Genomic DNA, 23,186 nt, shown 5'->3' with positions numbered 1-23,186 from the left:
GTCTCGTATGCATGAGCACTCCGGCCCGCACCACCATCCGCATCAACCCGACGAGCTGGAACGCCGGGTTCCGCTTCGACCACGCCCAGCTACGGCCTGCGCCGCGTGAAGTCCTGACCATCGCCGGCCAGGCGTCCGTCGCCGACGACGGCAGCCTGCTGCACGAAGGTGATGTCGCCGCGCAACTCTCGCTCGCCGTCCACCATGTCGAGGAGATCTTGGCGCGCGTCGACCTCACGCTGGCGGATGCCTTCTCGATCACCATCTTCACGACCGACGTCCCGGCGACCCTGGCCGCCTACGAGGCACTCACCGAACGCCTCGACGCGCACGGTGCGACGCCACCGGCCGCCCTCGTCGGTGTCGCCGCCCTCGCCCTCCCCGGACTCGCCGTCGAGATCACCGCCCAGGCCGGTCGCTGAACGTCCATGGCGAGTGTGGTCTCGATACGCCCCTCGCCTGGCGGCTCGGGGCTACTCGACCAGCGGAAAGCCACACAGCGACCACTGTCCGCTGATCGAGTAGGCAGCGAGCGCAGCGAGCCGCCGTATCGAGATCAACCTCACCACAACCTCTTCAGACCCCTTCACAACCAGGAGAACCCCATGTCCCTCACCACACCCGACGCCGCCACGGTGGCCGGCCCCGTCCTCACCCCAACCGATCCCGGATACGCCGCGGAACTCGCCGGCTTCAACGTAGCCACCGTCCAGACCCCCGACATCGTCGTCGGTGCCACGTCGGCCGACGACGTCGCGGCCGCGGTCCGATATGCCCGCGACCACGGTCTCCGGGTGGGCGTTCGCGCCACCGGCCACGGCCCGGTCGTCGAAGGCAACGGGTTCCTCACCATCGTCACCTCCCGCATGACCGAGGTCAGCGTCGACCCGGTCACCAGGACCGCGCGCGTCGGGGCAGGCGCCCGGTGGCGTGACGTGATCGCCGCGACCGCGGCACACGGACTGTCCGGCCTCGTCGGGTCGTCCTCGTCGGTGGGCGTCGTCGGATACACGCTCGGCGGCGGATTGAGCCCTCTCGGAAGGCAGTTCGGCTACGCCGCCGACCACGTCCGCAGCATCGAGGTGGCGACCGCTGACGGCACCATTCGCACGGTCGACGCCGGCGCCGGGCCCGACCTGTTCTGGGCGCTCCTCGGCGGCCGGGACGGCTGCGGGATCGTGACAGCCGTCGAGTTCGACCTGATCGAGCTCTCCAGCATCTACGGCGGGGGCATCTTCTTTGCCGGATCGGCGGCCGAACAGGTTCTGCATGCCTGGCGCCGATGGGCACCGACCCTGCCGGAAGAGGCGGGCACCTCGGTTGCCATCCTGCGCCTCCCGCCGGACCCTGCGCTCCCTGCCCCGCTGCAGGGTCAGATGGCGGTCCACGTCCGATTCACCTACACCGGAGATCCGGCGATCGGTGCACAGTTACTCGCCCCGATGACGACCGCCGGACCGGTCCTGCTGCAGAACGTCGCTGTGATGCCGGTCGCCGCGCTCGACGCCGTGCACATGGATCCGCCGGGACCGATGCCCAGCATCGAACGTGGCAGCGCACTACGGGAGCTCCCGGCCGAGGCCGTCGACGCCGTCCTCGCCGTGGCCGGACCGGCGGTCGCAAGTCCGCTGGCCATCGTCGAGCTTCGCCTCTTGGGCGGGAAACTGGCTGCACCCCAGGGTGTTCCGAATTCGGTCACCGCCCGATCAGCGGCCTACAACATCCTCGCCATCGCGGTCCCGGCAGGTGCTGCCGCCGAGCTGGCCGGCCCGCACGTCGGAGCGGTGAACGCCGCGGTCGCACCATGGGCCGACGGAGCCGCCCTGAACTTCGCCGGCCAGACACCGGCCGTGGAGTTGCCCGAACTGTGGTCGCCGGACGATTGTGACCGGTTGTCCGCCATCCGCGAGCGCCACGATCCGGACGGGGTGTTCCGCCGGACGGCCTGATCGCGACCAGCACAGTCCCCCGAATGTCTGCCCCACAAATCTGGGATGGACATCTGACCTGCGACGACGGACACTGATGACCATGGCCACAGCAGCCTTGACCGCCGAGCGCGTACGCCGCGACATCGACGTGCTGGCCCACGCGGGCCTCGGGGTGAGTGACTTCATCGACGAGACCATCGAGTCGCTGACCCGTGCGGTCCCGCACGCCGCGGCGTGCGCCGCCACCGTCGACCCGAATTCGTTGATCCTGACGAGCGTTCGCAAGTACGGATCGTTGGTCGGACGCAACACCCATGACGACGAGTTCGGGCTGATGGAGTACGGCCGCGCGGAGGACTCGTCGTTCCGCGAACTCGCACTCGCCCGTGTCGACGCGGTCGGCGTGCATGAACTGACCGGCGGCGATAGCCGGCGTTCGCCCCGGATGGCCGAATTCATGACGCCGCACTTCGACTTCCGGGACGAGGCGCGGCTGATCCTGCGCGACGGGGCGCAGGTGTGGGGTGCCATCGCGTTCTTCCGGGAGGCCGGGGAGGCGCCGTTCGATACCGGCGAGATCGACTATCTCGACACCTTGTCGCAGTCCATGGCACGCGGAGTCCGGACCGGGCTGCTCACCACGGTCGTCGCCGAACCCCAGGCCACCTCCGCCGGGCCGTGCGTCCTCATCGTCGACAGCACCAACCAGATGATCCAGATGAGTTCGGGCGCCGAAGAGCGCCTCGACGACCTACTGACCGGAAGAAACAGCGGCGCAGCGAGTTCGGTGATCACCTCGTTGGTGGGTGCGGCCCGCCGCTACGGACGGGGAGAGACCGATGTCCCGCCTCGACTGCGCGTCCGGGGGGCTTCCGGGATGTGGTTGGTGGTGCACGCGTCACCGCTCTCGAACGCCGAGGGACGAGTCGGCGAGGTGGTGGTGACGATCGAGGAGGCGCGCCCCCCGGAGATCGTGCCGATGGTGGTCGCGGCCTTCGGCCTCACCGCCCGGGAACGCGACGTCACCCAGATGGTGCTGCAGGGCGTGGCGACCAAGGACATCGCGACCGCACTGCACGTGTCCGCCTACACGGTCCAGGATCACCTCAAGTCGATCTTCGACAAGGCAGGCGTCCGGAGTCGGCGCGAACTCATTGCGCGGGTCTACTTCGATCAATATGCCCCGCGGATGAACGATCCGTTGCTGCCATCGGGGTCATTCGACGTCGCCGGCGGGTAGCGGGCTACCTGACCATCCGCACAGCAAGGTCGCCGTACGCGCGACCCAGTGCCTCGGGGTCACGGTGCGTCCGCGAGGGAAACCAGCGACAGACGTCGACGCACAACGAGGACAGCGCCAGCACGACATCGCCGGCCGCGGCGACGGTGAACTCCCCCGACGCCACGCCTTTGCTCACGATGGAGCTGATCACATCGGACGTATCCCGTCGGATCGCAGTGATCTCGCGGTAGTGCTCGCGCGTCAGTCCGTGGAGTTCGTATTGCACGACTTTCGCGAGCTGATGGTGTTCCGCCTGCCACTGCGCGAATTCCCTCACGACGGCCCGTAACCGCTGGTCGTCGGGCAAGGACTCGTCGTCGACGGCGCGCAACGCCGCCAGCACACCGCGGTGTCCCTGGAGCGCGATCGCGTAGAGCAGTTCCTCTTTCGATCGGTAGTGCGGGTACATCGCCGCGGCGCTCATGTTCAACCGCTTGGCGATCTGCCGGGTGGATGTCCCCCCGTAGCCGACCTCGGCGAAGGACGCAATCGCCGCCTGACGAATCCGTTCCGCTGCCACGGAGTCACCGGCACGCGACACGGCCATCTCCCACCTCTCTCCCGACCACAGCCTTGTTGACCAGATCGCACTGTACGGTGCATCATAAGCGAGCGCTTAGAAATGAGCGAGCGCTTAGTTGCTGAAGGAGTCCCATGGCCGCCCCGATGTCCCGTCGCGATCTCGAGTTCCTGCTCTACGAGTGGCTCGAGGTCGAGAAGCTCACCAGTCGCGATCATTTCCGTGAGCACTCGCGGGAGACCTTCGACGCGGTACTCGAACTCAGCGAGAACCTGGCGACCAAACGCTTCGCCCCGGTCAACAAGCTCGGCGACCAGAACGAACCGTACGTCGGTGACGACGGCAAGGTCGTGCTGCCCGACGAGATCACGTCCGGCATCGCCGAGTTCGTGAAGGCCGGCCTGATGGCGGGTTCGTATGACGAATCGTTGGGCGGTATGCAACTCCCCACCGTGATCAGCCGGGCCTCGAGTGCGTGGTTCCAGGCCGCCAACGCGGCGATGTCGTCGTACACGTTCCTGACCGTCGGCAACGCGAATCTGATCGCCGAGTACGGCACCCCCGAGCAACTCGACACCTGGGTACGCCCCATGGTCGAGGGCCGGTACTTCGGCACGATGTGCCTCTCGGAACCGCAGGCCGGATCGTCGCTCGCCGACATCACCACCAAGGCCGAGCCGATGCCCGACGGCACGTACCGGATCACCGGCACCAAGATGTGGATCTCCGCAGGCGACCACGAACTCGCCGAGAACATCGTGCATCTCGTGCTCGCGAAGGCACCCGGAGGCGGGCCCGGCGTCAAGGGCATCTCCTTGTTCATCGTGCCCAAGTACCTGGCGGACGGCACCCGCAACGACGTTGCCCTCGTCGGCCTCAACCACAAGATGGGCAACCGCGCGACCACCAACACGCTGCTGAACTTCGGCGACGGCACGCACTCGCCGACGTCGGAGACAGGCGCCGTCGGCTACCTCGTCGGCGAGGAACACCGCGGCCTCAGCTACATGTTCCACATGATGAACGAGGCACGGATCGGGGTCGGATTCCTGGCCACGTCACTGGGATACGCGGGGTACCTCGCATCGCTCGAGTACGCGAAGGTCCGCACGCAGGGCCGACCGGTGGACCAGAAGGACCCGGCGAGCAAACCCGTGCCGATCATCGAGCACGCCGACGTCAAGCGCATGTTGCTCGCCCAGAAGTCCTACGTGGAGGGCGCTCTCGCGCTCGGCCTGTACTGCAGCAAGTTGGTCGACGAACAGTCCACCAGCAGCGGCGACGACCAGGCCCGGGCGGGTCTCCTCCTCGATGTGCTCACCCCGATCGCGAAGAGCTGGCCGTCACAGTGGTGTCTGGAGGCCAACAGCCTGGCCATCCAGGTTCACGGCGGCTACGGCTACACCAAGGAATTCGACGTCGAGCAGTACTACCGCGACAACCGGCTGAACCCGATTCACGAGGGTACCCACGGCATCCATGGACTCGACCTGCTCGGCCGCAAGGTGGTCATGAACGGCGGCGCAGGCCTCGCCCTGCTCGCCGAGACGATCGGCGCGACCATCGACCGCGCGGCCTCGGGCGAGAGCACCGCGGAGTACGCCACCGACCTCCGGAAGGCTGTCGACCAGCTGGTCACCACCACCGCACAGGTGTGGTCGGCCGGCGATCCGGCGCTGTCGCTCGCCAACGCCACCGCGTATCTGGAGGCGGCCGGACACATCGTCGTGGCCTGGATGTGGCTCGAGCAGCTGCTGGCGGCCGCGGACCGGACGGGCGATTTCTACGACGGCAAACGTGCTGCCGCCCAGTACTTCTTCCGCTACGAACTGCCGAAGACGGCTGCGCAGCTGTCGCTGGTCGCCGCGCTCGATCGCACCACCCTGGACACCGACCCGGCCTGGTTCTGACCGGCCACCGCACCGACCCAAGGAGTCATCACATGCCCCTGCTGGACATGTTCAACCTGACCGACAAGGTCGTTGTCGTCACCGGCGCGTCGTCGGGTCTCGGGGTGTCGTTCGCCACCGGGTTCGCCGAGGCCGGAGCCGACATCGTGCTCGCCGCCCGGCGCGCCGAGCGCCTCGCCGACACCGCAGCCAAGGTGGAGGCCCTGGGCCGCAAAGCGCTGTGCGTGCCCGCGGACGTCGCCGATCCCGACCAGTGCCAGGCCGTCATCGATGCGGCGATGGAAGCCTTCGGCCGGGTGGACGTCCTGATCAACAACGCCGGTGTGGGTACCGCGGTCCCGGCGACCCGCGAGACCCCCGATCAGTTCCGCTCTGTTGTCGATGTCAACCTCAACGGGTCGTACTGGATGGCGCAGGCGTGCGCTCGGGTCATGCAGCCCGGCAGCGCGGTCGTCAACATCTCCAGCGTCCTGGGCATCACCACCGCCGGACTCCCCCAGGCCGCGTACGCGGCCAGCAAGGCCGGCGTCATCGGACTCACCCGCGATCTGGCTCAGCAATGGGCGTCGCGCAAGGGAATCCGGGTCAATGCGATCGCGCCGGGATTCTTCGAGAGCGAGATGACCGACACCTACCACGACGGCTACCTGGAGTCCCAGCTGCCGCGCGTTCTCCTCGGCCGGATGGGCCAGGGCGAGGAACTGGCGGCGACGGCTGTGTGGCTGGCCTCGCCGGCATCGGGTTACGTGACCGGGCAGACCATCCCGGTCGACGGCGGCGTGACCATCACCTAGAGACCGGAAGACACGGGGGCACAATGCGATACGTTGCTATCGGCGACAGTTTCACCGAAGGCGTCGGCGATGAGCCGGACGGCGTCCATCCTCGCGGGTGGGCCGACCTGGTCGCGGAAGGTCTCGCGGCCGAGCACGGTGGCGTCGAGTACGCCAATCTCGCGATCCGTGGGCGCCTCCTGGAACCGATCGCCACCGAACAGGTCGATACGGCACTCGCATTGAATCCACTGCCCACCCTGCTCACCTTCAACGGGGGCGGCAACGACATGTTGCGTCCGGGCGGGGATCTCGCGCGGTTGATCGAGCTCACCCGCCAAGCGGTCCGACGATGCCGCGACGCGGGGATCGAGGTCGTCCTGCTCGCCGGCGCGGACCCCTCGTCTGGGTTGCCGTTCCGCGACACCATCCGGTCCCGCGGCGAGTTCCTCACCACCGAGATCGCCACCCTGGCCGCCGACGAGGATCTGACGTTCGTCGACATGTTCCACGACAGCGAGATCCGGCGACCGGCCTACTGGTCCGACGATCGACTCCACCTCAATCCGATCGGCCATCAGCGGGTTGCGGCACATGTCCTACGCGCCATCGGCGTCCACACGCTTGCGATGCCCGACCGGCCGGTGGAACCGATCATCGGATACCGCTGGACCGAGGATCTGCGTTTCACGCGTAGTCACCTGGCCCCGTGGGTCATCCGGCGACTCCGAGGCCGATCGTCGGGAGATGATCGGGATGCGAAGCACCCGACCTGGATCGCCGTCGAACCACGAGCCACAACGCGGTAGTCGTCGCGCTCGGCGACCCTGGCACGATGGCCAGGTGTCCCACATCCGCCGCATCGCTGCCCTGGGAAGCTCCTATGCGGCCGGCCCCGGAATTTCGCCGATGGACGATTCGGCGGCAATGCGCTCCACACGGAACTATGCCCATCTCCTCGCCGAGCATCTCGACGCCCGCCTGGTTGACCTCTCGGTGTCGGGTGCGACGACAGACAACATCGTCCGCACCGAGCAGATCTCGCCGACCGGAACACGATTCGGGCCGCAGATCGACAAGCTGCCTGCGGAGGCCGACGTCGTCACCGTCACAGCGGGTGGAAACGATCTGCAGTACATCGGCTTCATGCTCGCCGCGGCGTGGCGACAACATGCTCCGGCATCACCGATCGCGAAGCTGGTGGCCGGAATGGTCAGCGACCCCGTTCCGGATCCGACGAGTGCCGACATCGAGCGCACCGCCGATGGTCTCGTCGTGGTGGTCGGTGAAGTACGCGAACGCGCTCCACGAGCACGGATCGTTCTGGTCGACTATCTGACCGCCGTCGGTGACCGCACCGTCGCCGGACATGACGTCCCTTTTCCCGCAGCAGATCTGGCAAAGGCGCGCCGCATTCAGGCCGCCGTGCGCGAGGCGCACCTGGTGGCCGCAGATCGGTCCGGTGCCGAACTGTTTTCCGCGTCTTCGTTGAGCGAAGCCCATGCGCTCGGTGACGCGGCACCCTGGGTCTTCGGGTTCTTCACCGATCTGAACCGGATCGGCGCTTCCTTCCATCCCAACGCCGAGGGAATGGCGGCGGTGGCGGAGGGCCTGCGCGAGTTGCTCGGCTGATCCCTCGAGCCCGGCCGATCTTGTCGTTGCGTCGCGATATCCTGGAGAGTTGCGTGAGGCCAGAATTGGCGAGTTTCTTTGTGGCACTGAAGAAATGCTTGACTCGAACACGCGTTCGAGTATGCTGGATGACATGGGGGAGATCAGCTCGATCATTGCTTGTGCGCGTGAGGTCACCGTCGCCGATGCAGCGTCAGGGCGGCAGGTGTTCGACGCCACCAAGGCGTTGCTGGAACTGCGTAACGTTGTCGATCACCGGCTGGCGATCCACGCCGCGGCGCTCGACCGGTTGGGCGTCGCACAACAGTCCGGCGGCACAACCCGCAACCTGCTGATCGACATGGGCGCCGCACCCGGCGTCGCGTCACGCTGGCTGCGGATCGGCACAGCACTGGCGTCCCTGCAACGACTGCCGGGCTACGCAGGAGATGGGGTGTTCTCCGGTGAGCATGTCGATGCGATGGTGGCCGGCATGGTGCACATCATGCGTCGCGCCGCCGACGGACTCTGTGATGAGGAACGCCTCGAACACGAGCAGGCGCTGATCGCCCACGCGCTGTCCGGAGCCGCGCCGAAAGAGATCGAGAAGGTCGCACGTGGGCTCGGTAACCAGGTCGCCGCCAGCACCGGCGGCCTGCCCGCCGGTGAGGACCGCCGACTCAACGAATTCAACGTCGTCCCGACCACGGATGGGCGAGTGAAAGTCTCTGGTGACCTCGACATCGTGATCGGCGAGAAAATCACCGCCGCCATCGACTCACTCACCCAGGCACGACCCGAACCCGACGGCTCCCCCGACGCCCGCACCCCCGGTCAGCAACGCGCCGACGCACTCGAACAGATCCTCGACGCCGCCACGTCGGCGAACACCCCGTTCATGACCGCACCGAAGACACACATCAACCTGACCATCCCGGTCGACACCCCCGACCTCGCGTCGCTGCCATGGCTCGGCCCGGTATCGCAGGCGACGGCAAAGATGTTGGCGTGCGATGCCGGCATCACCGAGATCATCATCGACGGCAACCGCGCACCACTGGACATGGGCTTTGAACAACGCCTGTTCACCCCACACCAACGCAAAGCCATCATCGCTCGCGACCAATGCTGCATCAAATGCGGGGCACCCGCCTCCTGGGCACACGTGCACCACATGGTGTTCTGGAGCGACGGCGGACCCACCGACCTCGACAACGGCTGCCTCTTATGTCCGTCCTGCCACGCCCAGGTCCACGCCCACAGGTGGGACATCGCCCTCGGCATCGACCGCCGCCCCTGGCTCATCCCACCGAGCACCGTTGACCCATACCGAAAACCATTGCCCGCCCATAACCGACGCACCCTGCACCTCGACAACATCGCCGCCTGAGGACGCGAAACGCCTCCTCACCACGTCCGTCGGCCACTCGACCAGCGGACCGGGAAAGATCCGCACTCCAGCGCAGCACATTTCAGGTAAGCACCTTCACCGCGCACCCGACCCCCCGACGGGACCGCGCACGACCATTGACAACTCCATAGCGTGGGGGGCCTCGCCCCGGCGGCCGCAGCCAGGGTCGTATCGAGATCGTCGCACCGACTGTCGAATAGACTCGGCCGAGATGGAACCGACACCGCCGTTGCTGCTTCGCGAACCCGTACACCAGGTGGATCCACGCGCTGTCACCATGTGGCGGATGACGCCACTGCTGACGGGTATCCCGGTCCTTGCCGCGGCCGTCGTCGTCGCAGCACTCGCCGATCCGGCGCGCTGGGCAGCACTTGCCGTCGCGGTGGTCGCCGTGGTGGTCACGGCGTTCTTCGTGATCGTGGTGCCGGGATGGCGGTATCGCTTTCACCGGTGGGAGATCAGCGACGACGCCGTCTACACCCAGTCCGGCTGGTTCGTGCGGAGCCGCGTGATCATCCCGATCGCCCGCATCCAGGTGGTCGACACCGCGGCCGGGCCGATCGAGCAATTGCTGAACCTGGCGACTCTCACGGTCACCACCGCGTCGTCGGCGGGAACCATCCGGATCGTCGGGTTCGATGCCTCCGTCGCGCGGAACGCCGCCGCAGATCTCACCGCTCGCACCCAGGCCCACACCGATGACGCGACCTGACAATCCACCCGCCGAGATCTTCCGCGACGACGGCCCGGAGGTCTGGCATCGACTGTCCCCGTGGATGATCGCGGTCAGGCCGATCGAGCAGCTGCCGCAGCTCATCCCGCTGGTCATCGCGATCGTCTTCGCCGGCCGCGGCGCGCCGGACATCAGCATCATCCTCACCCTGATCGCGGTCCCGCTGATCACGATCGTGCCCTGGCTGATGACCCGCTACCAGGTGACCGACGAGCATGTGCGGGTTCGGAGCGGCCTGATCACGCGCAAGGTCGCGACTGCGCGACGAGATCGCATACGCAGCGTCGACCTCACCGCGTCGGTACCGCATCGGGTGCTGGGCCTCAAGAAGGTCCGGATCGGCACGGGGGGCGACAAGGAGTCGTCGGTGGTGGAACTCAACGCCATCCCTGCCGCGGAGGCCGACACGTTGTACCGCCACCTGATGGCGACCGTGGCGCGGACCGCACGCCCGTCGGGTCTCACCGAATACGGACCGTCACAACGGTCCGTGCCGCCGGAACAACTGTCCCGACTCCAGCTCTCGTGGTTGCGTTTCGCGCCGTTCTCGTTGACCGGTTTCGCTGCGGCGGCCGCCGCGGGTGGTCTGGCGGCACAGTTCGCCAACGAAGCGGGCCTGTTCGAGCAAGGTGCCACCGCCGCCGAAGACGCCATCAACCGCATCCGTGACATCCCCGTCTCTCTCGTGGTGACCGTGTCGGTGATCGTCGTGATCGCCGTGGGGGCGGTGCTGTCCTTCGGCGGCTATGTACTCGCGTACTGGAACTTCTCGCTGGTCCGAAACCACCGGGACGGAACACTCCTCATCCGCCGTGGCCTCCTCACCACAAATGCAAGCAGCCTCGACGAGAACCGTGTCCGCGGCGTGCATCTGCACGAGCCGGTACTCATGCGCGCGGTCCGCGGTGCCCGGCTCAACGCCATCGCCACCGGGTCATCCAAGAACCCATTGCTTCTGCCACCTGCGCCGTTCGACGAGGCCGTCCGGGTGGGTCAGCTCGTCGCACACGACGGCGACGAGCTCACCTCGCCCTTGAACCGGCATGGTCGCGGCGCGCTGGGGCGGCGCCTGACCCGCGGATTCTGGGGTGGCCTGCTGTTCGCCGTCATCGTGGTGGTCGCGGTGATCGGACCGCTGACCTGGCCATGGCTGATCCTCGCCGCGGTCGTTGCCGTCGCGTCGTCGGCACTCGGTGCCCTTCGGTACCGAAATCTCGGCGTCCGCGTCACCGGGACAGCTGTCGTGATCGCCCCGCCGCGTATCGCACGGCACCGCTACGTCGTCAGCCGCGACGGAGTTGTCGGGTGGGCGTCCTCGGCATCGTTCTTCCAGCGACGTCGAGGCGTGGAAACCACGGTCGTCGCCACCGCTGCCGGGGCCGAAGCCTATGCCGCGGTGGATCTCGACCCTGCCGCCGCAGCAGAGCTGATGACGACGGTCTCACCAGAGCTGTTGGCACCCTTCGTCGTGTCCCGATGACGAACCACATCGAGTGATCCCCCGGGTCGACGACGTCGCATAGTGAGACGATTGACCAACTTTTCTGAGACTTTTCGTCGAATCAGTCCCAACCCTGGGCAAATGAGTGGTAAACCTCACAATCAGTCAGTGCTGACTGATTTGAAGGGGACGGGGACATGGACGACGACCACAACGACTTCTCCCGACGTTCGGTACTGAGGGGCGCGGCCGCCGCGGCGGTGCTGGCCGGCACCGCCGTCGCGCTTCCGACTGTGAAAGTACCTTCGGCGCAGGCAGTTCCACGAACCACAAACCGCCGGAAACGCGAGGTCGCCATCTTCGGTGGCGGCATGTCCGGGCTGGCCGCCGCCCACGAGCTCGTCGAACGGGGATTTCGGGTCACCGTGTACGAGCCTGCATTTCTCGGCGGGAAGGCGCGCAGCCACGACGTCCCGGGCACCGCTCGCGGCGGCCGGCTCCCACTCCCGGGAGAGCATGGCTTCCGATTCTTCCCGGGGTGCTACCAACACGTCACGGAGTCGATGGAACGCATCCCTCTCGCGGGCGGCGGCAACGTCAAGGATCGGCACCTCATCAACGTCGAGACCGCGGTCATCGCGTTCGACGAGGCCGGGTACGCACCCACCACCGCGCCGGCCTCGATCATGGGGTTCGTCGACCATGCGTCCTCGATCGTCGAATTGGACAACCTCCGCAATGCACTGACCACCGGCCTGAAGTTCGTCGTCGACGTGCCGCCGCAGGAACTCGCCTATTTCGTCACACGCGAGCTCATCATCGCGACGAGTTGCCAGGAACGGCGACTCGGCCAGTGGGAGAATCAATCCTGGATTCAGTTCGTCAAGGCGAAGGGGAAATCGCCAGCTTACCAACGCTATCTGGCCGGCGCCCTCACTCGCGCTCTGGTGGCAGCCAAATCGCAGACCGCATCGGCGCGGACGATCGGGCAGATCGGCCTGGCGCTGGCCACCTCCGCGACCGGTCTGCTCAGCCAATACGACGCAGGCCTCGTCCACGGCGGGGTTGATCGAATCCTCAACGCCCCCACCAACCATGCGTGGATCGACCCGTGGGTCGGACACCTCCGACGACTCGGGGTGAATTTTGTGATGGGCGAGGGAGTTGCCGAGTTCCAGATCTCCCGGGGGCGCATCACCGGTGCACGGCTGCGGTCCGGCGCCTCGGTCTCCGCCGACTGGTACGTCGCCGCGGTGCCGCTCGACCGTCTCCGGCCGCTGCTCACACCGGCGCTGGTGAATGGGGCTCCCTCCCTCGCGGGAGTGCGTCATCTCGAGGCCGACTGGATGGTCGGTATCCAGTACTTCCTCTCCCGGCGCTCGGACCTGCCGCCCAGCCACATCGCCGCACTCGGCACCCCGTGGGCCCTGACCGGACTGTTCCAGGCACGCCCCTGGGGGGTCGACTTCGCCAAGACCTATGGGGACGGTCGGGTCCGCGACTGTCTCTCGATCGACATCTCCGACTGGGACAAGCCCGGCATCATGTACGGCAAGTCCGCCAAGCAGTGCACGAAACGCGAGATCGCCCGCGAGGTGTGGGCGCAGATGAGCCGGGCGATGAACTCCGGGGGCAAACGAATCCTCCGTAGCGAGGAGATCGTCACCTGGTCGCTCGACCCAGGGGTCACGTGGTCTCCGCAGATCGCCAATGCGACACCCCTGATGGTCAATACCGCCGGGTCGTATCAACACCGGCCCACCGCGTACACGACGATCCCGAACCTCTTCATCGGTGGCGATCATGTTCGCACCAACATCGATCTCGCCACGATGGAAGGCGCCAACGAGTCGGGGCGCCGGGCCGCCAACGCGATCCTGGCAGCGGCGGACAGTCCGGCCCGGCCCGCGCCGGTCCTCCCGCTGTGGGAGCTGCCGATGCTCGACCCGATCAAGGCGGAGGACCGCAAACGGTATCGGGCAGGCCTACCCCACTTCCTCGACTTCTGATCACCGACCTGCACGGCGGATAGGATCAGCGAGTGGGCCGATCGGAGTTCGACGCGACACCGCCAGGTGCGGAAGCGGCGGCACCGGGAACGGGCACACAACAGCGCGGCGACCGGACCCGCACCCGGATTCTCGATGCCGCAATCCGAGTTCTCGTCGACCGCGGATACTCCGGCGCGAGCACGCTCGCGATCCAGGCGGAGGCCGGCGTGAGCCGCGGCCGCCTCCTCCATCACTATCCGTCGCGCGACAAGCTGCTGATGGCTGCCGTGGACCATCTGGCCCGAACGCGTATCGAGTCGATGCCTGCGCAGGTCGATTGGCCACACGATCCGGCCCAGCGGATCGGTCCGGCGGTCGATCTCGGGTGGACCACATTTCATCAGCCGTACTTCGTCGCCTCGATGGAACTGTGGACCGCGGCCCGCACCAACGAGGCGCTGCGTGATGCGCTGCTGCCCACCGAACGGCGCCTCGGTCCTACGGTCCGGCAGGCCGTCGCAGGGTTCCTCGGACCCGAATTGGCCTCGCGTCCAAGATATCCCGAGTTGTACCCACTCCTGCTCTCCAGCATGCGCGGGGTCGCCGCGACCTACCTGATCGATCGGCGCGATCCGACCACCGATCCACACCTGGATCTGTGGAAGGCGATGACAGCCACCTACCTGCTGTGAGTTTCTGTTGTGGGTTCAGGCGTTCCGCGCCTCGAGGTGATCCCGCAAACGGTCGATGAACTCGGCTTGTGCCGGATTGAGTTTCACCCGGGCGGTGTCGGGGGTGACCCACTCGGCGCGGTCGATCTCCGGAAAACTCTGCGTGCGCCCCGACCGCGGCGGCCACTGCATCTCGAACGTGTTGCTCACGACCGACGTCGTGTCGAGGTCACCCTCGACGGCGAATCCGGTCACCACCTTCCCGCTCGCCAGCGTGACGTCGCCGAGTTCGAGGACCGGACCGTCGGGGGCCCACGCGCCGATCTCCTCGGCGAACTCGCGCCGCGCCGCATCGAGCGGGGGCTCGTCCGGCTCATAGAGTCCCTTCGGCAATGACCAGGCGCCGTCGTCCTTCTTCGACCACAGCGGCCCACCTGGATGGGCGATCAGCACCTCGAGCGTCGGCCCGGCTCCCCGGTACAGCAGCATTCCCGCGCTCCGTCGCCTCGACGCACTCGCCATGTCCCCATTCTGTCGTCTGTTCTCGCTTTTCCGAAACGGGTATGCGAACCATGGACCCGAAGGTCCTCCGGGTGGTCGAGACCAGAGACGCGCACACCGCCGGCCGATTCTCCACGCGGGCCGTGGTTACTTGCGGCGGCCACCGGACACCACACGGGTACCGTTCTCGCGCAGCACACCGTGAAGTGCGCCTTGTCGGCTTATCGTGGGTCTATGTCCAACAGCCCACGTCACGACCACGACCCGGCCGACGCCCTGACCGACGACGACCCCGACATGCCGCACGAATACGCGCACGACTCGGCCTTCGCATTCGGCGACGCGACGCCGATCGGTGAGACCGATCGAATCGCACGGGAGAAAGCCATCTACGAGGCCGCGCGGCACGGCAACGACCTCAATCGCGGACATGCCCTGGGTGGCTCCGACGGGACCACCGAGGGCCAGTAGACGTGGAGGTTCTCGGCAGCCGGGTCCTGCTGCGCACGCCGGACCCGCAACGATTGCAGCACTTCTACCGCCACCGCCTGAAGCTCGCCGTCGCGCGCGAGTACCCGGGTGGTGTGGTGTTCCATGCCGGCAACGGACTCATCGAGGTTCCCGGGCACATGAGTGATGGCGTCGGCGAAGGCGGTGGGGCCGATGCCGCACTGTGGCTGCAGGTCCGCGACGTCGAGGCGGCCGAGCGTGAATTGCGCGCCGCGGACGTCTCCATCGTCCGGGACGCACGCACCGAGCCGTGGGGCCTGATCGAGATGCACATCGCCGATCCTGACGGGCGGACCATCATCGTCGTCGAGATCCCGGAGGACCATCCGCTGCGGCGTGATACCAGGTGATCTGCCGACGGCACGCGGCCCGGGGGCCTGCGGCGTCCGGCCGGGGCGGTCATCGGTCATGACAAACTGGAGCGCATGAGTATCTGGAGCGCACCCGTCGTGACCTCGCCGGTGGTCGCAACCGTCGAGTTGCCCGGCTCCAAGTCGATCACGAATCGGGCGTTCGTCCTCGCGACATTGGCCGAGGCCCCGTCGACCATGCGCGGCGCTCTGCGTAGTCGGGACACCAACCTGATGCTGAACGGCCTCAGCGGGCTCGGGGTCGGGGTGCAGGTCGACCCCGACGACGAGACGACCGTCACCATCGATCCCCGGCCCATGCACGGCGCCGACGTCTATTGCGGTCTGGCCGGGACCGTGATGCGGTTCCTGCCCCCGGTGGCGGTGTTCGCCGACGGCGCGGTCGCCTTCGACGGAGACGAGCAGGCACGCACCCGTCCGCTCGCGACGATCCTCGACGGCCTGCGCGGTCTCGGCGTCGAGATCGTCGGCGATCGACTGCCGTTCACGATCACCGCCCGCGGTTCGGCACGCGGGGGCGAGATCACCATCGACGCATCCGCGTCGTCGCAGTTCGTGTCCGGCCTCCTGTTGTCGGCGGCGCGATTCGACGACGGCGTGACGATCCGGCATGTCGGTCCGCCGGTGCCGTCGATGCCGCACATCGACATGACCCTCGAGATGCTGGGCATTGCCGGCGTCGGCGTCGAGCGCCCCGGCCCAGATGAGTGGCGGGTGGCACCGGGCCCCATCCGCGCCGTCGACTGGGAGATCGAGCCGGATCTGTCCAACGCGGCGGCGTTCCTGGCCGCGGCCGCCGTCACCCACGGCGCCGTCACCGTGCCGCGGTGGCCCGCGACCACCACACAGCCGGGTGCGCAGATCGTCGACATCCTGGCCGAGATGGGTTGTGCCATCGAATGTGCCGACGGCACACTGACCGTCCGCGGCCCGGAGAAGCTCACCGGGATCAGCATCGACCTGCGCGACGTCGGCGAACTGACCCCCACGGTCGCGGCGCTGTGCGCCCTCGCCGACGGCGAGTCGGTGCTGTCGGGCATCGGCCATCTGCGCGGCCACGAAACCGACCGCCTCGCGGCGCTGTCGACCGAGATCAATCGGCTCGGCGGCGACTGCACCGAGACCGACGACGGTCTGCGGATCAGGCCGACGACGATGCACGGAGCGGTCTGGCAGTCCTATGCCGATCACCGCATGGCCACCGCCGGCGCGCTCATCGGGCTCCGGGTACAGGGGGTCACCGTCGACGACGTGGAGACCACCGCCAAGACCTTGCCCGACTTTCCGGGTATGTGGCAGAAGATGATCGGGCACGTGTGACGTGACGCGCCGCGCCTCGAGCTACGACGAATCCGACGTCCGGATTCGTCCTGGCAAGGGCACCCGGCCGCGCACCAAGACGCGGCCGAGCCACGACGATGCCCAAGACGCGATGGTGGTGTCGGTCGACCGGGGCCGGTGGGGTTGTGTGATCGCCGGCGATCCGGATCGTCACGTGGTGGCGATGCGGGCGCGCGAACTCGGACGCACACCCGTCGTCGTCGGCGATCGCGTGTCGATCGTCGGTGACCTGACCGGACGAGCGGATACGTTGGCGCGCATCGTGAAGGTCGCCGAGCGGAGCACCGTGCTGCGTCGGACCGCCGACGACACCGATCCCTATGAGCGCATCGTCGTGGCGAACTCGGATCAACTGCTGATCGTGACTGCATTGGCCGATCCGCCACCGCGCACCGGGTTCGTCGAGCGCGCGCTCGCCGCAGCATTCGTCGGCGGGCTGATGCCGATTCTGTGCCTGACAAAATCCGATCTCGCCGACCCCGCCGAATTCACCCGTGCGTTCGCCGGTCTCGACCTACCGATCGTGCTCGCCGGTCAAGCCGATCCACTCGACGCGGTGTCGGGCATCCTCGCCGGACACATCACCGCGCTCATCGGACATTCCGGGGTCGGAAAATCGACCTTGGTCAATCGGCTTGTGCCCGATGCGGATCGGGCAACCGGGGTGGTTTCCGGTGTCGGCAAGGGCCGGCACACGTCCACCCAGTCGGTGGCACTGCCGCTGCCCGGCCGGGCCGGGCCGCAGGGTTGGGTGATCGACACCCCGGGCATCCGGTCGTTCGGACTGGCCCACGTGACCCCCGACGACATCGTCGATGCCTTCGATGACCTGCGCGACGCCATCGAGGACTGTCCGCGGGGCTGTACACACCTCGGCCCGCCCGCCGACCCCGAGTGTGCGCTCGATCAGTTGGAGGGAAATTCCCATCGGCGAGCCATGGCGGTACGGGCCCTTCTCGTGGCGGTCACCGGATCGCCCGAGACCGATTCCGAACGCATGCACGACCACTCCTGACCTCCCGACCGGGCGCAGAATTCCGTCGATCGTGCGCAGAATTTCATCGATCGTGCACGTCCGCGCACGATCGGCGAGAGGAAGCGCACAATCGGCGAAGGGAAGCGCACGATCGACGTAGAACAGGGCACGATCGGCGCGAAACTGTGCCCGATCGGCGGGTGGGTCAGCGGTCGACGACGGTGGTCTCGAAGAAGTAGCGATCAGCGCGGTAAGCATGCCGCCCGACCTCGACGACCCGTCCGGCATCGTCGAATGCCGTGCGCTGCATGGTCAGCAACGGCGCACCGACCTCGTCGCCGAGGAGAGCGGCCTCGTCGGCATCGGCTGCCTTCGCCCCGATTCGCTGACGGGCGAGGCGGATGTGCACACCACGTCCACGCAGCCCCTTGTAGAGGCCACCGTTCTCGAGCTCACCGGCGGGCGGGCAGATGTCGGCCGGCAGGTGATTGATCATCAGCGCCAACGGGTCTCCCCCGGCACTACGCAGTCTCTTGACCGTGACCGCCTCCGCACCCACCGCCATCCCGAGTTCGGTGCGCAGCTCGTCGTCGGGCACCCCGATCCGATATTCCAGCAGCTGCGTCGTGGGATGCATTCCCGCCGTGGTGAGGTCGTCGTACAGACTGGTCAGCTCCACCGACCGATGGACCGGGTTCTGCACCACCTGGGTTCCGACACCACGCTTGCGGACGACCACGCCCTTGTCGACCAATTCCTGGATCGCCTGCCGGATCGTGGGGCGGGACAATTTGAGCCGACTCGCCATGTCGAGTTCGTTCTCCAGCCGATCACCGGGCGTGAGGTCACCACCGACGATCGCCGCCTCGATGGCCTGCGCGAGCTGGTGGTAGAGCGGAACCGGGGTCGACCGATCGAGTTCCACCGGGATGGGCGTGATCACCTCGACACATTAACACCAGTGACATGGACATTAATATGTCTTGACAAGAATCGGTTCGTGAAGGTCAGCCGGGCAGATTGTGCGGGGTGATCACCTGGATACCGGACACCCGCGGCAATTGATCGCCGGGTAGTGCGCCGTGGAACCGCATCACCGACTGCGCCACCTGGCGCATGTCGGCGCGCAGGTCGTGGTGCAGCACCGCGGTCAGGTGGCCGCTGCGCAGCAATGCCCGGTTGGCGTCACCCAGGTCGTGTCCGATGAACGCCTCGCAGGTCCGGTCGGCGGCACCGAACGCCGCGACTATGCCCCCGTTGCCACCGCCGATCGAGTAGACCGCGCCGATGTCCGGGAAGTCGCGCAGGGCGCGGGCGGTGAGCGTCCCACAGGTTGCGTCGAGACCGTCGGAATCCGACACCTCGACGACCCGACGGCCGGGATCGTAGGCGCGCATCGCCGACCGGAAGCCCATCTCGCGTTCTTCCTCGCCGCGGAACATCGCACTACTGGTGATCACCAACACGTCCGCGTGCGCGTGCCGAAGCCATTGGCACATCAGGTATCCCGCGGTGGCACCGGCGGCACGGTTGTCCATCCCGACATAGGCGATCCGCGTACTCATCGGCACATCGGTCACCAGCGTGATCACCGGCACGCGGGCGGCGGTGAGCCGACCGATCGCGGCCGCGACCTCGGGTGTGTCCGGCGCCTTCAGGACCACCGCATGACTGCCCTGTCGGCCGATCGCATCGAGTTGGGCGATGAGGTCGTCGGTCGCCCAGGTCTCCCGGAGGTGATAGCGCGCCCGCATCACCGCCGGCCGCAGACCTGGGAACTCCTGTTCCATCGCCTCCCGGACCAACCCGGAGAACTGGCGCGGGGCCTCCATCACCAGGTCGATCAGGAATCTGCGTCCGGACAGTCGCAGCTGGGTGCGCTGACGATCGAGATCGGTGATGGCCTGCTCGACCTGCAGCACCGTCCCCTCACGCACGCCGGACCGCCCGTGCAGTACACGGTCCACGGTCGCCTCACTGACCCCGGCCTGCCTGGCGATCTCCCGGATCGGATAACGATGTGGCACGGAACACTCCTGAGGGATTCTTGATGGAAATCTGCCCTTGTCCGGACAATAAGATCTTGCCATTCTGGTCAAGTGATCACGGCGGAATCGCCGAGGGCCCGATCTCGCACCACCGACCTTCATCCCGAGAGGAACGCACGCACATGACACTGCGCAGCGCCGGCCCCGCCACCGAGGTCCGCGACGTCACCCGGAGACGGGCCGACCGGATCACCGAGTCCGAGTGCGACCTCGAGGAGTTCGTCGCGCTCACCCAACGCGCCACCGATCTCGCCGACTATCCGCATGCCGACTCCACGGAGCACGGCGTCCTGTTCTACGACTCGGCCTCCGTCGTCTCGGCGAGCGGCGAGGGTCGGGAGGCGCTCGCCGACGAGTTGGCCGATGCATTGCTCAACGGACCCGGCATCGTCGTCTTCCCCGGAGCGTTCGATGATCGCCACGGACTCACCGAGATGACCACGCTGTTCGGGGAGATCATCGCCGACCAGAAGGCATCCGGGACCGTCGGCGGCGATCACTTCGCCAAGCCCGGGGCCAACGATCGGATCTGGAACGGAGTGCAGAAGGTCGCGCTGCGATCGCCCCAACTCTTCGCTCGCTATTACGCCAACGACATACTCGCGCTCATCAGCGAGGCCTGGCTCGGCCCGATGTACCAGGTGACCTCGCAGCCCAATGTGGTCAACCCGGGCGGCACGGCACAGAATCCACATCGCGACTACCACCTCGGCTTCATGAGCACCGGCACCGCAGCCCGGTTCCGGGCGCACACCCATCGTGTGTCGCCGGCCCTGACGCTGCAGGGGGCCGTCGCCCACGTGGCCATGCCGATCGAGTCCGGGCCGACGATGTATCTGCCCTTTTCACAGCTCTACGAGGCCGGCTACCTTGCCTTCAACCTGCCGGAGTTCCGCGAGCACTTCGAGAAGAATTACGTCCAGCTGCCACTCCACGCCGGTGACGCGGTGTTCTTCAATCCCGCGCTGTTCCATGCCGCCGGCCAGAACACGTCGTCCGACATCAAACGCATGGCCAACCTGCTTCAGGTGTCGTCGGCATTCGGTCGTGCCATGGACGCGGTCGACCGCAGCGCCGTGGTGCGCGCGCTCTATCCGACACTGCTTGGCCTCGCCGAGGCAGGCGACACCCGTGCGGTGCGGAACGTGATCGCGTCGTCGGCCGAGGGCTACGCCTTCCCGACGAACCTCGACATCGACCAGCCGATCACCGGACTGACCGGCGAGACACAGGCCGAACTCGTGGCACGAGCGGTCGCCGGCCGATTCGATGTCGAACGGTTCGAGCGCGAACTCGCCGAGCTCGCTGCGCGCCACACGGCCTGAACCGAAAGGGTTTCGACGATGACAATCCCATCGAGTCTCGCCGACAGAGTGCTGCTGGTCAGCGGCGGCACTCAGGGCATCGGCGCGGCGATCGTGCGTGCCGCCGCCGAAGCGGGCGCACAGGTCGCGTTCAGCGGGCGCACCGTCGAGAAGGGTGAACAGCTGGCCGCCGAATGCGATGGACGCCCGGTCGTCTTCGTCCAGGCCGACCTGTCCGATCCGGCGGCGGCGACCGAGAGCGTGGCCGCGACGATCGCCGAGTTCGGCCGCATCGACTGCCTGGTGAACGCGGCGGGTACCACCACCCGGGGCAGTCTGCTCGACACCACCCCGGAACTGTTCGACAACCACATCGCCGTCAACATGCGTGCGCCGTTCTTCACCATGCAGGCCGCGGTGAGAGACATGATCGGCCGCGGTGCACCGGGCAGCATCGTCAACATCATCACCATGTCGTCGTACGGTGGGCAGGCGTACCTCGCCCCGTATTCGGCGTCCAAGGCGGGTCTCGTCGGGTTGACCAAGAACGCCGCCCACGCCCACCGCTGGGATCGTATCCGGATCAACGGGATCAACATCGGGTGGAGCGAGACCGAGGGTGAGACCGACATCCAGAAGCGATTCCACGGCGCCGACGACACCTGGATCGACCAGGCCAACGCCTCGGTGCCGATGGGGAGACTCGGCCAGCCCGACGAGATCGCCGACTTCGTCGTGTTCCTGCTGTCCGACCGCAGCGGGGTGGTGACCGGCTCGGTCATCGACTGGGACCAGATAGTGATGGGTGGGTTCGACTGATGGGACTGACAATCGGGGTCATCGGGCTCGGGCGCATCGGCGGATTTCATGCCGACACACTCGCCGCCCTACCCACCGTCGACCGCCTCGTGGTCACCGACGCCCACCCGGCCGCCATCGACGCGACCACTGCCCGGCTGAGCACGGCCCGAGCGGTTTCCGACGCCGACGCACTGTTGAGCGCCGGGATCGACGCGGTGGTGATCGCCAGCGCCACGCCGACGCACGCCGCATTGATCGAGCAGGCCGTCGCCGCCGGGGTTCCGACTCTGTGCGAGAAGCCGATCGCCTTGTCGGTCACGGATTCTGCCGAGGTGGTCCATCGGGTCGCCGACTCCGGTGTGCCGGTGCACATCGGGTACAACAGACGATTCGATCCGGCGATGGCCGCGGCACGTGCGGCGGTCGCCGCGGGCGATCTCGGGTTCATCACCACCGTGCGATCGACCACCCTCGACCCGGCGCCGCCGCCGCGCGACTACATCGCGGCCTCGGGCGGCATCTTCCGGGACTGCGCGGTGCACGATTTCGATACGCTACGTTGGCTACTCGACGATGAGGTGGTCGAGGTGTACGCCGCGGGCGGCAACCAGGGCGACGCGCATTTCGCGGAGGTCGGCGACGTCGACTCCGCGTCGGTCCTGCTGACCTTCGCATCCGGCACCATCGGCGTGGTTTCGGTGACCCGCTACAACGGGCGCGGTTACGACTGCCGGCTCGAGGTGCACGGCAGCACCGATTCCGTCGTCGCCGGCTGGGATGACGGGACTCCCACCCGGAACCTCCAGCCGGGCTACGACTTTCCCGGCGGTACCCCGCACACATTCTTCATGGACCGATTCGCCGCCGCCTACCGCGCCGAGCTGACCGCATTCTGTGACACCGTCACCGGCGACGGATCGCCCGCGCTGTGCACTGCCCGCGACGCGCTCGAAGTCGCGGTGATCGCCGAGGCGGCCAGGCGATCAGCCGCCACCCACCGACCGGTCCGCACCGACGAGGTACGGGCGCATTACGTTACCGCACAACGACAGTGAGGACC

Annotated in this window: 23 protein-coding genes; 19 read left to right on the top strand and 4 right to left on the bottom strand. The window is 67.3% G+C overall.

The features are described 5' to 3' along the window. Positions 1 to 11: 11 nt before the first annotated feature. From ACPXCG_RS08340 to ACPXCG_RS08330, 3 genes are all read left to right on the top strand, one after another. On the top strand, positions 12 to 422 hold the full coding sequence (locus ACPXCG_RS08340; RefSeq protein WP_425790983.1) for a RidA family protein: 411 nt from the start codon (positions 12 to 14) through the stop codon (positions 420 to 422). Positions 423 to 605: 183 nt separating this feature from the next. Then, positions 606 to 1,949 (top strand): FAD-binding oxidoreductase, encoded by a 1,344-nt coding sequence (locus ACPXCG_RS08335; protein ID WP_425790981.1) that lies wholly within the window; start codon positions 606 to 608, stop codon positions 1,947 to 1,949. An 82-nt stretch (positions 1,950 to 2,031) separates the two neighbouring features. After that, on the top strand, positions 2,032 to 3,171 hold the full coding sequence (locus tag ACPXCG_RS08330; RefSeq protein WP_425790979.1) for a helix-turn-helix transcriptional regulator: 1,140 nt from the start codon (positions 2,032 to 2,034) through the stop codon (positions 3,169 to 3,171). A 4-nt stretch (positions 3,172 to 3,175) separates the two neighbouring features. On the opposite strand, the gene ACPXCG_RS08325 is transcribed toward ACPXCG_RS08330, so the two are convergent. Beyond that, positions 3,176 to 3,760 carry a TetR/AcrR family transcriptional regulator gene (locus ACPXCG_RS08325; RefSeq protein WP_425790977.1) on the bottom strand — a complete coding sequence of 195 codons (585 nt, stop codon included), beginning with the start codon at positions 3,758 to 3,760 and terminating at the stop codon, positions 3,176 to 3,178. 107 nt (positions 3,761 to 3,867) lie between these two features. Between ACPXCG_RS08325 and ACPXCG_RS08320 the strand changes: the two genes are divergently transcribed. The 9 genes from ACPXCG_RS08320 (at position 3,868) to ACPXCG_RS08280 (ending at position 14,295) form a co-directional block, all read left to right on the top strand. Continuing rightward, positions 3,868 to 5,643, top strand: a complete 1,776-nt coding sequence (locus tag ACPXCG_RS08320) for an acyl-CoA dehydrogenase (RefSeq protein ID WP_425790975.1) — start codon at positions 3,868 to 3,870, stop codon at positions 5,641 to 5,643. Between the two features lie 32 nt (positions 5,644 to 5,675). Continuing rightward, positions 5,676 to 6,437 carry an SDR family NAD(P)-dependent oxidoreductase gene (locus ACPXCG_RS08315; protein WP_425790973.1) on the top strand — a complete coding sequence of 254 codons (762 nt, stop codon included), beginning with the start codon at positions 5,676 to 5,678 and terminating at the stop codon, positions 6,435 to 6,437. 23 nt (positions 6,438 to 6,460) lie between these two features. Further along, positions 6,461 to 7,225: an SGNH/GDSL hydrolase family protein gene (locus tag ACPXCG_RS08310; RefSeq protein WP_425790971.1), complete on the top strand. Its 765-nt coding sequence runs from the start codon at positions 6,461 to 6,463 to the stop codon at positions 7,223 to 7,225. Between the two features lie 34 nt (positions 7,226 to 7,259). After that, positions 7,260 to 8,048 carry an SGNH/GDSL hydrolase family protein gene (locus tag ACPXCG_RS08305; RefSeq protein WP_425790969.1) on the top strand — a complete coding sequence of 263 codons (789 nt, stop codon included), beginning with the start codon at positions 7,260 to 7,262 and terminating at the stop codon, positions 8,046 to 8,048. Between the two features lie 133 nt (positions 8,049 to 8,181). Next, the gene (locus ACPXCG_RS08300; RefSeq protein WP_425790967.1) at positions 8,182 to 9,417 is read left to right on the top strand and encodes a DUF222 domain-containing protein; all 1,236 of its coding nucleotides are present in this window, start codon (positions 8,182 to 8,184) and stop codon (positions 9,415 to 9,417) included. Positions 9,418 to 9,649: 232 nt separating this feature from the next. Further along, the gene (locus ACPXCG_RS08295) at positions 9,650 to 10,150 is read left to right on the top strand and encodes a PH domain-containing protein (protein ID WP_425790965.1); all 501 of its coding nucleotides are present in this window, start codon (positions 9,650 to 9,652) and stop codon (positions 10,148 to 10,150) included. Continuing rightward, positions 10,137 to 11,651, top strand: coding sequence for a PH domain-containing protein (locus ACPXCG_RS08290; RefSeq protein WP_425790963.1), 1,515 nt, complete (start codon positions 10,137 to 10,139; stop codon positions 11,649 to 11,651). The genes ACPXCG_RS08295 and ACPXCG_RS08290 overlap by 14 nt, the downstream gene beginning before the upstream one ends. Positions 11,652 to 11,809: 158 nt before the next feature. Next, on the top strand, positions 11,810 to 13,621 hold the full coding sequence (locus ACPXCG_RS08285; protein ID WP_425790961.1) for a hydroxysqualene dehydroxylase: 1,812 nt from the start codon (positions 11,810 to 11,812) through the stop codon (positions 13,619 to 13,621). A 32-nt stretch (positions 13,622 to 13,653) separates the two neighbouring features. After that, positions 13,654 to 14,295: a TetR/AcrR family transcriptional regulator gene (locus ACPXCG_RS08280; protein ID WP_425790959.1), complete on the top strand. Its 642-nt coding sequence runs from the start codon at positions 13,654 to 13,656 to the stop codon at positions 14,293 to 14,295. Positions 14,296 to 14,310: 15 nt separating this feature from the next. On the opposite strand, the gene ACPXCG_RS08275 is transcribed toward ACPXCG_RS08280, so the two are convergent. Beyond that, positions 14,311 to 14,796: an NUDIX domain-containing protein gene (locus ACPXCG_RS08275; RefSeq protein ID WP_425790957.1), complete on the bottom strand. Its 486-nt coding sequence runs from the start codon at positions 14,794 to 14,796 to the stop codon at positions 14,311 to 14,313. A gap of 213 nt (positions 14,797 to 15,009) precedes the next feature. Between ACPXCG_RS08275 and ACPXCG_RS08270 the strand changes: the two genes are divergently transcribed. The 4 genes from ACPXCG_RS08270 (at position 15,010) to rsgA (ending at position 18,012) form a co-directional block, all read left to right on the top strand. Then, positions 15,010 to 15,246 carry a hypothetical protein gene (locus ACPXCG_RS08270; RefSeq protein WP_425790955.1) on the top strand — a complete coding sequence of 79 codons (237 nt, stop codon included), beginning with the start codon at positions 15,010 to 15,012 and terminating at the stop codon, positions 15,244 to 15,246. 2 nt (positions 15,247 to 15,248) lie between these two features. Beyond that, complete coding sequence (locus ACPXCG_RS08265) at positions 15,249 to 15,635, top strand: VOC family protein (RefSeq protein ID WP_425790953.1); 387 nt, start codon at positions 15,249 to 15,251, stop codon at positions 15,633 to 15,635. A gap of 75 nt (positions 15,636 to 15,710) precedes the next feature. Continuing rightward, positions 15,711 to 16,976, top strand: coding sequence for a 3-phosphoshikimate 1-carboxyvinyltransferase (aroA, locus tag ACPXCG_RS08260; RefSeq protein WP_425790951.1), 1,266 nt, complete (start codon positions 15,711 to 15,713; stop codon positions 16,974 to 16,976). Position 16,977: 1 nt separating this feature from the next. Then, positions 16,978 to 18,012, top strand: a complete 1,035-nt coding sequence (gene rsgA / locus ACPXCG_RS08255) for a ribosome small subunit-dependent GTPase A (RefSeq protein WP_425790949.1) — start codon at positions 16,978 to 16,980, stop codon at positions 18,010 to 18,012. Between the two features lie 166 nt (positions 18,013 to 18,178). On the opposite strand, the gene ACPXCG_RS08250 is transcribed toward rsgA, so the two are convergent. Next, positions 18,179 to 18,916, bottom strand: coding sequence for a GntR family transcriptional regulator (locus ACPXCG_RS08250; protein WP_425790947.1), 738 nt, complete (start codon positions 18,914 to 18,916; stop codon positions 18,179 to 18,181). Between the two features lie 64 nt (positions 18,917 to 18,980). Further along, a complete protein-coding gene (locus ACPXCG_RS08245) occupies positions 18,981 to 20,000 on the bottom strand; it encodes a LacI family DNA-binding transcriptional regulator (protein WP_425790945.1) in 1,020 nt (339 codons plus the stop codon). A gap of 143 nt (positions 20,001 to 20,143) precedes the next feature. Here ACPXCG_RS08245 and ACPXCG_RS08240 point away from each other — a divergent pair, with 143 nt between their 5' ends. From ACPXCG_RS08240 to ACPXCG_RS08230, 3 genes are read left to right on the top strand one after another with little or no spacing between them, the layout of a single operon-like run. After that, positions 20,144 to 21,346, top strand: a complete 1,203-nt coding sequence (locus ACPXCG_RS08240) for a phytanoyl-CoA dioxygenase family protein (protein WP_425790943.1) — start codon at positions 20,144 to 20,146, stop codon at positions 21,344 to 21,346. Positions 21,347 to 21,364: 18 nt separating this feature from the next. Next, the gene (locus ACPXCG_RS08235; protein WP_425790941.1) at positions 21,365 to 22,144 is read left to right on the top strand and encodes an SDR family oxidoreductase; all 780 of its coding nucleotides are present in this window, start codon (positions 21,365 to 21,367) and stop codon (positions 22,142 to 22,144) included. After that, positions 22,144 to 23,181 carry a Gfo/Idh/MocA family protein gene (locus ACPXCG_RS08230; RefSeq protein WP_425790939.1) on the top strand — a complete coding sequence of 346 codons (1,038 nt, stop codon included), beginning with the start codon at positions 22,144 to 22,146 and terminating at the stop codon, positions 23,179 to 23,181. The genes ACPXCG_RS08235 and ACPXCG_RS08230 overlap by 1 nt, the downstream gene beginning before the upstream one ends. Positions 23,182 to 23,186 lie beyond the last annotated feature (5 nt).

Origin of the sequence: Gordonia sp. DT218, from assembly GCF_049847105.1 — a bacterium.
Classification (GTDB): Bacteria; Actinomycetota; Actinomycetes; order Mycobacteriales; family Mycobacteriaceae; genus Gordonia.
The sequence above is the reverse complement of the archived record's forward strand: the minus strand, read 5'-3'. Positions and strand labels throughout refer to the sequence as shown.

Bases quoted from the DNA above. Each gene is read 5' to 3' on its own strand.
- ACPXCG_RS08340 (WP_425790983.1), top strand. From the start codon at position 12: ATGAGCACTCCGGCCCGCACCACCATCCGCATCAACCCGACGAGCTGG.
- ACPXCG_RS08335 (WP_425790981.1), top strand. From the start codon at position 606: ATGTCCCTCACCACACCCGACGCCGCCACGGTGGCCGGCCCCGTCCTC.
- ACPXCG_RS08330 (WP_425790979.1), top strand. From the start codon at position 2,032: ATGGCCACAGCAGCCTTGACCGCCGAGCGCGTACGCCGCGACATCGAC.
- ACPXCG_RS08325 (WP_425790977.1), bottom strand. From the start codon at position 3,760: ATGGCCGTGTCGCGTGCCGGTGACTCCGTGGCAGCGGAACGGATTCGT.
- ACPXCG_RS08320 (WP_425790975.1), top strand. From the start codon at position 3,868: ATGGCCGCCCCGATGTCCCGTCGCGATCTCGAGTTCCTGCTCTACGAG.
- ACPXCG_RS08315 (WP_425790973.1), top strand. From the start codon at position 5,676: ATGCCCCTGCTGGACATGTTCAACCTGACCGACAAGGTCGTTGTCGTC.
- ACPXCG_RS08310 (WP_425790971.1), top strand. From the start codon at position 6,461: ATGCGATACGTTGCTATCGGCGACAGTTTCACCGAAGGCGTCGGCGAT.
- ACPXCG_RS08300 (WP_425790967.1), top strand. From the start codon at position 8,182: ATGGGGGAGATCAGCTCGATCATTGCTTGTGCGCGTGAGGTCACCGTC.
- ACPXCG_RS08295 (WP_425790965.1), top strand. From the start codon at position 9,650: ATGGAACCGACACCGCCGTTGCTGCTTCGCGAACCCGTACACCAGGTG.
- ACPXCG_RS08290 (WP_425790963.1), top strand. From the start codon at position 10,137: ATGACGCGACCTGACAATCCACCCGCCGAGATCTTCCGCGACGACGGC.
- ACPXCG_RS08285 (WP_425790961.1), top strand. From the start codon at position 11,810: ATGGACGACGACCACAACGACTTCTCCCGACGTTCGGTACTGAGGGGC.
- ACPXCG_RS08275 (WP_425790957.1), bottom strand. From the start codon at position 14,796: ATGGCGAGTGCGTCGAGGCGACGGAGCGCGGGAATGCTGCTGTACCGG.
- ACPXCG_RS08270 (WP_425790955.1), top strand. From the start codon at position 15,010: ATGTCCAACAGCCCACGTCACGACCACGACCCGGCCGACGCCCTGACC.
- aroA (WP_425790951.1), top strand. From the start codon at position 15,711: ATGAGTATCTGGAGCGCACCCGTCGTGACCTCGCCGGTGGTCGCAACC.
- ACPXCG_RS08240 (WP_425790943.1), top strand. From the start codon at position 20,144: ATGACACTGCGCAGCGCCGGCCCCGCCACCGAGGTCCGCGACGTCACC.
- ACPXCG_RS08235 (WP_425790941.1), top strand. From the start codon at position 21,365: ATGACAATCCCATCGAGTCTCGCCGACAGAGTGCTGCTGGTCAGCGGC.
- ACPXCG_RS08230 (WP_425790939.1), top strand. From the start codon at position 22,144: ATGGGACTGACAATCGGGGTCATCGGGCTCGGGCGCATCGGCGGATTT.